The 10,741-nt window shown below is 42.5% G+C and carries 8 protein-coding genes and 1 rRNA gene; 5 read left to right on the forward strand and 4 right to left on the reverse strand.

Going from position 1 to position 10,741, the window contains the following annotated elements; genetic code table 11:
* The first annotated feature begins 4 nt into the window (after positions 1 to 4).
* A 5S ribosomal RNA gene (gene rrf, locus ND16A_RS16820) occupies positions 5 to 119 on the forward strand.
* A gap of 921 nt (positions 120 to 1,040) precedes the next feature.
* Here the strand turns inward: rrf and ND16A_RS16815 are convergent.
* Positions 1,041 to 2,534 (reverse strand): peptide MFS transporter, encoded by a 1,494-nt coding sequence (locus tag ND16A_RS16815; protein ID WP_033076051.1) that lies wholly within the window; start codon positions 2,532 to 2,534, stop codon positions 1,041 to 1,043.
* Between the two features lie 434 nt (positions 2,535 to 2,968).
* Here ND16A_RS16815 and ND16A_RS16810 point away from each other — a divergent pair, with 434 nt between their 5' ends.
* From ND16A_RS16810 to pgi, 3 genes are read left to right on the forward strand one after another with little or no spacing between them, the layout of a single operon-like run.
* Complete coding sequence (locus ND16A_RS16810; protein WP_033076052.1) at positions 2,969 to 3,925, forward strand: DHHA1 domain-containing protein; 957 nt, start codon at positions 2,969 to 2,971, stop codon at positions 3,923 to 3,925.
* A 35-nt stretch (positions 3,926 to 3,960) separates the two neighbouring features.
* Positions 3,961 to 4,971 carry a UDP-glucose 4-epimerase GalE gene (galE, locus tag ND16A_RS16805; protein WP_033076053.1) on the forward strand — a complete coding sequence of 337 codons (1,011 nt, stop codon included), beginning with the start codon at positions 3,961 to 3,963 and terminating at the stop codon, positions 4,969 to 4,971.
* 20 nt (positions 4,972 to 4,991) lie between these two features.
* Positions 4,992 to 6,632 carry a glucose-6-phosphate isomerase gene (gene pgi, locus ND16A_RS16800; RefSeq protein WP_052072809.1) on the forward strand — a complete coding sequence of 547 codons (1,641 nt, stop codon included), beginning with the start codon at positions 4,992 to 4,994 and terminating at the stop codon, positions 6,630 to 6,632.
* Between the two features lie 7 nt (positions 6,633 to 6,639).
* Here pgi and ND16A_RS16795 read toward each other — a convergent pair whose 3' ends face one another.
* Entirely contained in the window at positions 6,640 to 7,293 is a 654-nt protein-coding gene (locus ND16A_RS16795) for an EAL and HDOD domain-containing protein (protein ID WP_052072810.1), read from the reverse strand.
* A gap of 359 nt (positions 7,294 to 7,652) precedes the next feature.
* On the opposite strand from ND16A_RS16795, the gene putP reads away from it, so the two are divergent.
* Positions 7,653 to 9,140: a sodium/proline symporter PutP gene (gene putP / locus ND16A_RS16790; protein ID WP_033076054.1), complete on the forward strand. Its 1,488-nt coding sequence runs from the start codon at positions 7,653 to 7,655 to the stop codon at positions 9,138 to 9,140.
* 153 nt (positions 9,141 to 9,293) lie between these two features.
* Here the strand turns inward: putP and ND16A_RS16785 are convergent, their stop codons facing one another.
* Positions 9,294 to 10,007: a DUF3379 family protein gene (locus tag ND16A_RS16785; protein ID WP_033076055.1), complete on the reverse strand. Its 714-nt coding sequence runs from the start codon at positions 10,005 to 10,007 to the stop codon at positions 9,294 to 9,296.
* The gene (locus ND16A_RS16780) at positions 10,000 to 10,515 is read right to left on the reverse strand and encodes a sigma-70 family RNA polymerase sigma factor (RefSeq protein ID WP_033076074.1); all 516 of its coding nucleotides are present in this window, start codon (positions 10,513 to 10,515) and stop codon (positions 10,000 to 10,002) included. Before ND16A_RS16780 ends, ND16A_RS16785 begins: the two co-directional genes overlap by 8 nt.
* Between the last annotated feature and the right edge of the window lie 226 nt (positions 10,516 to 10,741).

Consider the following 10,741-nt stretch of genomic DNA (forward strand, 5'->3'; position numbering starts at 1 on the left):
TTTGTCTGGCGACAATAGCACTGTGGAACCACCTGATCCCATGCCGAACTCAGAAGTGAAACGCAGTTGCGCCGATGGTAGTGTGGGAGTTCCCATGTGAGAGTAGGTCATCGCCAGGCTCCTAATTCAAGAAAGCCCCTAGCTAACGCTAGGGGCTTTTTCTTTGCGCGAGACTAAAGTCCCGCCAACCAGGGATCAGAACCTATGGGTTGGCGGGGTTTCAACCTCGCATCGTTCCTGCCGTCAACGCCGAGTGGTTATTACTAAAATGCGAGACTAAAGTCCCGCCAACCAGGTATCCAAAGTAAGCACGCTGCGCCCGTATGAGGTCCCTGATGTCGCTTAAGCTCCTCAGGGTATGACGTGGTGTAAGTTAACTACTTCGGTTGGCGGGGTTTCAACCTCGCATTTTTGCCGTAATCAACGTAACTGGTTATTATCAACCTGCGAGACTGAAGTCCCGCCAACCAGGTATCCAACTCAAGCGCGCTACGCCCGTATGAGGTCCCTGATGTCGCTTAAGCTCCTCAGGATATGACGTGGTGTAAGTTAACTACTTTGGTTGGCGGGGTTTCAACCTCGCATTTTTGCCGTAATCAACGTAACTGGTTATTATCAACCTGCGAGACTGAAGTCCCGCCAACCAGGTATCCAACTCAAGCGCGCTACGCCCGTATGAGGTCCCTGATGTCGCTTAAGCTCCTCAGGATATGACGTGGTGTAAGTTAACTACTTTGGTTGGCGGGGTTTCAACCTCGCATTTCTGCCGTAATCAACGAAAGTGGTTATTACTAAAATGCGAGACTAAAGTCCCGCCAACCAGGTATCCAACTCAAGCACGCTACGCCCGTATGAGGTCCCTGATGTCGCTTAAGCTCCTCAGGATATGACGTGGTGTAAGTTAACTACTTTGGTTGGCAAGGTTTATTACTAGGTGAATAAGCTTAGCGGTTTGCTGGAAATGGATGGTTTAAAACGAGCAGACATAAAAAAACCGGACCTTATTGTCCGGTTTTTTTAATTAGAGGCAGAAGCTTGAATTAATGCTTTTCAGGCATACCTTCATGAGTGCCGATAACAGACAACTCTTCTTCCAACATTTCTTCCATATCATGCGGATGAGGATCTTCTGCACCGTGCATCCAGTCAACAAGCTTATCGCTTAGTAACCAAAGCATGATACCAGCAACAAAGGCCATAATAGCAACACCTGAGAACGCTTGTAGAGGACCCGTTTCGCCAACCATTTGTCCAACCCATGCGGCTAAATAGTTACCAACCCCAGAGAAGAAGAACCACATACCCATAAGTAATGATGTATATTTCAGTGGTGCAAGTTTGGTTACCATAGAAAGACCTATTGGCGATAAACATAGCTCACCCATGGTATGGAACATGTAAGCCAGTACCAGCCAAATTACGTGAGCTTTCACTGTTTCGGAGTCGCCAATTTGTAATGCTGCCATTACCATTGAAATGAAGCCAAGGCCGAGGAAAAACATACCGAGGGCAAACTTTTTCGGAGAATTTGGCTCGGCAGCACCCATTTTTAAAAAGGTTGCGGCAAATATTGGCGCCAGGATGATTACGAAAATAGGGTTCACAGTTTGTAGCCATGATGCCGGCATTTCCCAACCGAAAAAGACTAAGTCAGTCTTGTATTTGGCGAAAAGGTTCATTGAACCTGCTGCCTGCTCAAAGCCTAACCAGAAAATGATGGTGAAGAAAGACATGATTAAAATCACTTTAACCCGATCACGCTCTTCCGAGGTTAGTGGCGCGTTAGATGCGGCTCCATTGTCTTTCATTTGTTTCGCAGAAGGCTCAACACCTACGTTGCCTAAATATTTGTTTGATAGCGCAAGTTGTAGTAACACACCAAGCAGCATACCAACACCAGCAACCAGGAAGCCGTATTGATAATTAATTTTTTCACCAATGGTACCGACAACCAAGTAACCTAAGATAGAACCTAAGTTGATACCCATGTAGAAGATAGTGAAGGCTGCATCACGTCGTTTGTCGCCTTCTTCGTATAAATCACCAACCATAGTTGAAATGTTTGGCTTGAAGAAACCGTTACCGACGATTAAGAAACACAGGCCAACCCATAAGAATGATTCTTCCATGCCCGGAATAAAGCTGTGTGGCGTACCAAGGGTAAATTGACCTAACATCATTAGTAAACCACCAACGATAATCGATTTACGTTGGCCCCAAACGTTATCGGCCATCCAACCACCTAATACCGGTGTCACATAAACCCAGAATGCGTAGATACCCAGAATACCAAGAGCTTTAGATTGTAATGCCGTTTGAAACAGTTTTTCGGCATCAGCCGCTGTCGGGTCGATACCAAAATAGGCCATGTCCCAGCCAAAACTGGCGGCGAAAGCCACTAAATAAAGTACAAAAATACCACGCATACCGTAGTAGCTCATTCGTTCCCACATTTCGGTACCGAAAAGTAAGAACAAACCTTTCGGGTGACCAAGCAGTTCGCCAGCTTGAGTTCCCTGGTTAGAATTTGTCATAAAAACTTCCTATATTTATTTCTTATAATTTTAAAACCCATTGGTTATACCTATCAGATGGGGTAATTGCAAGGGAAGTTAAACAAACAGTAACAATTAGAACAGAGTTTTTGGCAAGGTAAATTTACTGTTATTTTTATTGTATGCAAGATCAAGCCGATATTAAAGTAATTGTACATTTGTATAATGCCTCTGTATGGAATATTTTTTGCGGATAAATGTTTTTCAAAAGATCAACAGACCCTACCAGGCATTAAAGTTCCTGTTAAATTCCAAAACCAAAATAGTCATGTTTTTTATAACAGTTTCTTTATAAAGCCTGTATTGTCTATGATAATATACTAAGTGCATCAAACAACTGTTCATTTGATTAATAAGCATGCTATTTGGCTATTAAGAACAGTGTTCAAAATATAAAATAATAAGGATTTTCTATGCATTACGATGTATTCAACGGCGATGCCGATGGTATTTTAGCATTATTGCAATTGCGTTTAGCTGAGCCTAAACCGTCAACATTGATCACCGGGGTAAAAAGAGACATCGCTCTGTTAAAACAAGTGGATGTTGAATTAGCCCAAAGTGTTACAGTACTCGATGTCTCGATGGAAAAAAATACAGAGTCATTAACCGCTTTACTCAATGATAACATTCCGGTATTTTACGTTGATCATCACCGGACCGGTGATGTGCCCGAATCTCCTTTATTAACCTCTTTAGTTAATACTTCTGCTGATGTTTGTACCAGCCTATTAGTGAACGATTATTTAAAAGGCAAACACCATTTGTGGGCCATCGCCGCAGCCTTTGGTGATAATTTAAAACACGTAGCAGCGCGCCATTGCCTGCTGAACGGACTAAATGAATCGTTATCAAAGCAACTCGAAGCGCTTGGCACTTTTGTTAATTACAATGGCTACGGTCGAACAACCGATGATTTGCATTTTCACCCGGCTGAACTTTATCAACAATTGCTAGCCTACCAGCATCCGGAAAATTTATTTTCGCAAAAATCATCTTTATTTTATGATCTTGAATCTGCTTATCAGCAAGACATGAGCATGGCAAATAATGCGGAAGTAGTATTTGACAATAACGTTTGCAAAGTCGTTAGTCTCGAGGATGCAAAATGGTCTCGTCGCGTAAGTGGGGTGTTTGGCAATGACTTAGCCAATCGGTCTCCCGATAAAGCGCACGGTGTATTAACTAAAAACCTTGATGGCACATATACCGTCAGTGTTCGAGCGCCATTAAATAACAAACAGGGCGCGGATGAAGTTTGTATTCAATTTCCAACTGGTGGAGGTCGCGCGGGAGCCGCGGGCATTAACGCTTTGCCAGAAGAGCAGATAGAACAATTTATTTCAGTATTGAATAATTATTACGATTAAAAGCTGAGTTAAAAATAAGGGATTAGAAAATTACTATGAGTTTATTAATTACCGGTGGTAGTGGCTATATTGGCAGCCATACCGTTGTTGAGTTATTTACAGTTGGCCAAGACGTTGTTGTGGTCGACAACCTCGCCAATTCTTCAACCAAATCGTTAGAGAGAATTGAACAAATTACGGGTAAAAAGCCAATTTTTATCGAAGCTGACATCTGCGATAAAGCGGCAATGGAAAACCTTTTCACCAGCCATGATATTAGTGCCGTTATACATTTCGCCGGTTTAAAAGCGGTGGGCGAGTCAACCCAACAGCCATTAAGTTATTACCATAACAATGTTGCCGGAACGGTAACTTTACTAGAAGTTATGGCCAAATTTAATGTTAAGAAATTGGTGTTTAGCTCTTCAGCAACGGTTTATGGCGATAAAAATGAATCGCCATTGGTTGAAACCATGCCGACTTCGGCGACCAACCCTTATGGTCAAACTAAATTAATGGTTGAAAGTATACTCTTTGATTTAGCCAAAAGTGATCCGCAATGGTCCATTATCTCATTGCGCTATTTTAATCCGATTGGCGCCCATAAATCGGGGTTGATTGGTGAAAATCCGAACGGCATTCCAAATAACCTGTTGCCATTCGTATCGCAAGTGGCCGTAGGTAGGTTGGCTGCATTAAATGTCTTTGGTGATGATTACGATACGGTTGATGGCACCGGTGTACGGGATTACATTCACGTTGTTGATTTGGCAAAAGCACATGTACAAGCGGTAAACGCGCTTGCTGACTTAAGCGGCTGTACCGCGATTAATATTGGCACAGGCAACGGCACTTCGGTGTTGCAAATTGTCGATAAGTTTAAAGAAGTCAGTGGCGCAGATATCCCATTTAACATAAGAGAGCGTCGTCCTGGTGATATCGCTACGGTATTTGCCGAGGCTAAATTGGCTCAGCAATTACTCGGCTGGCAAGCCGAACTTGGCTTAGATGAGATGATCAGCGACACCTGGCGTTGGCAATCAAATAACCCTAACGGTTTTGAATAATTATGTCTCAAGGATTCGACATGTCACCACTATCCGTTGTTCAATCAGAACAAGTACTTGCACTGCAGGCAATGGCGAAGCAGTATCAGCAAAATTCGATTTCAGATTATTTTAATAACAAGGATCGTTTTGAACAATTTTCTCTTAATTGCGGAAATTTATTTGTTGATTACTCTAAGCAAAATGTCGATGAGGTTGTACTGCAAAGACTAAATGCATGGGCTGAGGAAATTGGCCTTAAGCGGGCAATTACTAGCATGTTTGCCGGTGATAAAATCAATCATACTGAGGCAAGGGCGGTTTTGCACACCGTCTTGCGCGCACCGAAAGAAATACAGGCAACGATTCTGACACCAACAGAGTGTGCGGAAATTGATCAAGCGAATAAACAAATGCAATCGCTGTGTTCACGGTTACATAAAGGTGAATACTTAGGCGCAACCGGGAAAGCGATTACCGATGTGATAGCGATAGGTATCGGTGGTTCCTATTATGGCGGCAAGGTTGCCCAAGAAGCATTGAAACCATTTCATCAACGCACAGTAAAAGTACATTACCTTGCCAATATTGATGGTGGGGCTATTGCAGAAAAGCTGGCCATGTTAAACCCGGAAACTACCTTGGTACTGATTATCTCTAAAACCTTTAGCACTCAGGAAACCTTGCTGAATGCGCAAAGTGCAAAAAGTTGGATTGAAAGTTATTTGCCCAACTACGACATTACTAATCATTTTGTTGCGGTAAGTTCTAATGTTGAAAAAGCACTTTCCTTTGGCATAAAAAGCGAAAATATTTTGCCTATGTGGGACTGGGTCGGTGGTCGATTTTCTTTATGGTCTGCTGTTGGCCTGCCACTGGCCATTGCCATTGGTTATGAAAATTTTCAACAATTAAAGTCTGGCGCATATGAGATGGACCAGCACTTTCAAAGCGCACAATTTAGTGACAACATGCCAATAATCATGGCTCTCATTGGCATTTGGAATGCCAGTTTCTTGGGGCATAAATCTTTAGCAATTTTACCCTATGACCATTCCTTACGAGCCCTGCCGGGCTACCTACAGCAAGTGGACATGGAGAGTAATGGTAAGCGAGTCGACCATGCCGGCGATGAAATTGCATTAGCCACTGCACCGATTGTTTTTGGTCAGGAGGGCACCAATGGTCAGCATGCTTTTATGCAGTTAATGCATCAGAGTAATGACATTGTACCGGCAGATTTTATTGTCTCATTAACCTCAAACAGCGATTATCACCATCACCATACTATGTTGGTGGCCAATTGTTTTGCCCAAAGTGAAGCCTTAATGGTTGGCAAGCCACTTGCTCAGGCAAAGCAAGAGTTAACGGCACAAGGTATAGAAAATGAGGACGTTGAGCGTATCGCTCCGCATAAAGTGATGCCCGGTAATTCTCCCAGCAATACCCTGGTGATAGAGAGCCTGACCCCGAAAACGCTTGGCTCATTATTGGCGTTGTATGAGCATAAAATTTTTGTTCAGGGGATTATGTGGCAACTCAACTCTTTTGATCAATGGGGGGTTGAACTGGGCAAGGAATTGGGTACGTCAATATTGGCAGTAATGGGGGGAGAAGATAATGATTCGTTATCGAGCTCAACTCAGGGCTTAATTGATAAATACCTGATGAAAAGAAGCTAAAAGCAGTTCAAATAGCCTTGTGACTTTGCAGATTAGAAAATGATAATTCTACGGTGTCGAGAAACGGGGCTTTTGCTTGCATCACTTCCGGCTTATCAAAAAAATAGCCCTGAAAAAGCTCAAAGCCTAAATTTTTTGCCAAGTTGAATTCCTGCTGAGTTTCTATTTTTTCTGCCAGTAATTGAATTTGCGGATGATCGGTAAGATGATCGAGTAATTCTAGCACTTCATTCGGGCTAGTCTGCCGAAAATCCACTTTGATGATTTTGATGTAAGGGAAAAAATTATGCCATTGCTGATGATGAATAAAATCATCTAGGGCGATCTCATAGCCTTTGTGATAAAGGTTTTTGCAAATAGCCAATAACTCTTGATCCGGCTGCTCTGTTTCCAATATCTCCACAATGATATGTTCTTTATTAAATTGCAGCGGGTAACCTTTCCTCAAGGTTTCCAAGGTAAAATTGATAAAAGCGGGCTTACGATTGGTAAAAGTTTGGCTTTGTCTACTTTCCAGTGTGGTTTCAATCAGCTTAACCGTAGCCGTGTCGGCATCTATATTAGGAAAAACATTGATCAGGCTGTCTCTGAACAGCAGCTCATACGCAAAAACATTATTGTTTTTGTCAACTATTGATTGTCTGGCGGCAAAGCGTGACATCGCTTTTTTATATCCTGTTTTATCTATTATCTCTACACAATATAATTGTGCGCTCTGAATAGTCCTTTTATCATTCGGTATCATACACACCCTAGCACATAAAAATGCGATTAAAAATTTAATTTATCATCACATTGATGATTGAGTTTGGTCTATACTTCTAGGGACGTTTATTAACCTAATGAAAACAAGTTGTTAATGAAGAAGATGGCAGCTATTTAGATGGAAATTAGTAGGCAATCCGTCATATCATATGGCATTCATGTAATTAGTGCACTGCGTTAATGTTATTTACCAATATTCAATGTAAGTAACAAAACAACATGCGCTATTAAGTAAAAGTTATTTTGGAGGTTTCCTTGGCTTTAGGTACTATTTTTTCGTTAGCGGTGTATTTTGTGGTGATGATCGCAATTGGTTTATACGCTTATAAAAAATCAACGGATGATGTCTCCGGGTATATGCTCGGCGGGCGCAGTTTAAGCCCGTCGGTAACCGCACTTTCTGCCGGCGCTTCGGATATGAGTGGCTGGATGTTAATGGGACTGCCTGGTGCCATGTACATTACTGGCCTTAGCAGTATGTGGATAGCCGTAGGCTTGGTTATTGGGGCGTATGCCAATTATCGAATTGTAGCCCCGCGCTTACGTACCTACACTGAAATGGCGAATGACTCGATAACCCTGCCGGATTTCTTTGAAAACCGTTTTCATGACGACAAGCGCATTTTGCGCATTGTCTCGTCGGTTGTGATCATTTTGTTTTTTACCTTATACACCTCATCTGGCATCGTTGCCGGTGGCAAACTCTTTGAAAGTTCTTTTGGTTTAAACTACGAAATGGGTCTTTACGTTACTGCCGGGGTGGTGGTTTGCTATACCATGTTTGGCGGTTTTTTAGCGGTGAGCTTAACCGACTTTGTGCAAGGCTGTATTATGTTTTTGGCCTTGGTTTTAGTACCTATTGTGGTGATATTTGACGTTGGCGGTATCGCGGTGATGGAGCATACTATCAATGGCATCAATCCTGATCTTTTTAATATGTTCAGTGGCGTTAGCATTATTGCTATCATTTCAGCGATGGCCTGGGGCCTGGGCTACTTTGGCCAGCCGCATATCATTGTTCGCTTTATGGCGATTCGCTCCATTAAAGACTTACCCGTCGCTCGTCGTATTGGCATGAGTTGGATGATAGTGTCAATTTGTGGTGCGATGGCCACCGGTTTCGCCGGTATTGCTTATGTAGCTAAAACCGGCACAACCCTGAATGATGCAGAAACGATATTTATTTTACTTTCACAAGTATTATTCCACCCATTAATTGCCGGCTTTTTGCTAGCTGCGATTCTGGCGGCGATTATGAGTACCATCTCCTCGCAACTCCTTGTTACTTCAAGTTCATTAACGGGGGATTTTTATCAGGCATTTTTAAACAAGCAAGCGAGCGAAAAACAATTAGTCATGGTTGGTCGCCTTTCAGTATTGTTAGTGGCATTAGTCGCAGTATTTTTAGCTTACGACAGAGACAGTACCATTTTAACTTTAGTCAGTAATGCCTGGGCAGGATTTGGCGCTGCATTTGGTCCTCTGGTTATTTTAAGCTTGTACTGGAAGCGAATGAACAAACAAGGAGCACTTGCCGGTATGTTAACCGGAGCAGGTACGGTATTGTTCTGGATTTATGCGCCAATTACGCTGAATGGGCAGAGCTTAAGTGCCTTCATTTATGAAATTGTGCCAGGTTTTATTTTGGCCAGCATCGCCATCATTGTGGTGAGTCGAATGACCTCTGAACCAGCCCCTGAAATACAGCAAACGTTTGAAGCAGTAGTAGCCAAACACCAATAAGCACATGAATGGCTTCGGGCTTCGGGCAAAATTGGTATTGTTAGACTCTAAGTGGATACATCAAATACACAGCCCGTGGCTCGCAGCTCGTTGCCAGAAGCTTAAACAGTATGAGTTGAATTATACTGTGAAAATGTACCGGCCATTAGTGCATTAAATGGACCACTCGATAGTTTCATCGATTTTTTTCTGCCACAGTTCTAGCGTTTCTTTTTTATCGCCCATGATGATCACACCACCCTGTTGGTACTGACGAGCTACGCCTTGCACGGTTTCATCGTTGAACTGCTGAGTAAACTTAAGGTGCTCAGATTTAGGAACAATAAATACGGTAACGTTGTCGTATTTACCTTCAAAGACCAAATGCATTGAGTCCATGCCATCGAAATAACAATCATCAATTGAAATAAGTTTGCCGAGTTTGTCGCTAAAACTAACGTTTAAATCATTCATTTCAGAATTAAAATTGGCTAAAGAATATTGCACATCACCAGTTTTTTCAAAATTAGCGGCTTCATGATGGTAATGGGCCAAAGAATAATCGGCTACATTCAAATACACTGGACTTGCGGTTAAAAAATTAACCGTTATACCAACAGCAAAAGCAACCGATGCCGCCATTGCCAAATGTATGCGTGACTTTTTCTTAGTTTGCTGGTGAGCATGTAAGCTCTGACGAAGGATCAACTGGCTCGCCAAATTTTCCGGCACTTCCACTTTCATTGCCGTTAAAATCTCGTCATCAAAAGCGTTTAATTCATCAGCCAAACTGGCTCTTTTACTGTCCTGCTTAATGGCATCGATCATATCTTGATCTTGGCTAGCCGGATCCGAATACAGTCGTTTTCTGAATTCTAAATCATCCATTGTAGCGCCCCTTAATAGCTTTATCTTGTTCCACTGCGTCGCGTAATTGGTTTCTCGCTCTGAATAAGCGAGTCATTACGGTATTTTTGTTTAAATCCAACATGCCGGCTATCTCTTCGCCACTAAATCCACCAATGACTTGTAGCACCAATGGCTCTCGGTATTCTGCGGGAAGCTTAGCTATTTTCTCTCTTAACCAATGATCTTCAAGTTGTTGTTCGGTACTTGTTGACCAATTATCAACGGTAGCGCCTTCGTCGTATTCACTCATTTCAAATTGCTTACGTTCAAAACGGCGAGCATTTTCTCTGCGCAAAATGGTGATTAACCACGATTTAGCCGCCTTTTGATCTTTCAACGAGTCGAGCGCACGCCAGGCTCTAAGAAATGTTTCCTGAACCAAATCTTCGGCCACGTGTTTGTCGTGAACCAACCAGTAGGCATATCGGTATAAGTCTGCATGCAGAGCGTTAACCAGAGCCTCGTATCGTACTTGTTTACTCGCCATATCCTTAAGGACCTTAGTACTTTGTTTTTTATTTCGAATTATTTTTTTTATCATATAAATTTATTGTTTAAAATCAACCTTAGCTTCGGGCCTCGGGCTACAGGCAGACTTGGTATGTTACACTATAGGTTAATTCATCAAATATACAGCCCGTGGCCAGTAGCTCGTTGCCCTCAGGAGAAAACAATCACCCTCTAAAGGCTATCCCTGCATTCCGGGTATAAGT

This window comes from Thalassotalea sp. ND16A, from assembly GCF_000764205.1.
In the GTDB taxonomy this organism is placed as follows: domain Bacteria; phylum Pseudomonadota; class Gammaproteobacteria; order Enterobacterales; family Alteromonadaceae; genus Thalassotalea_A.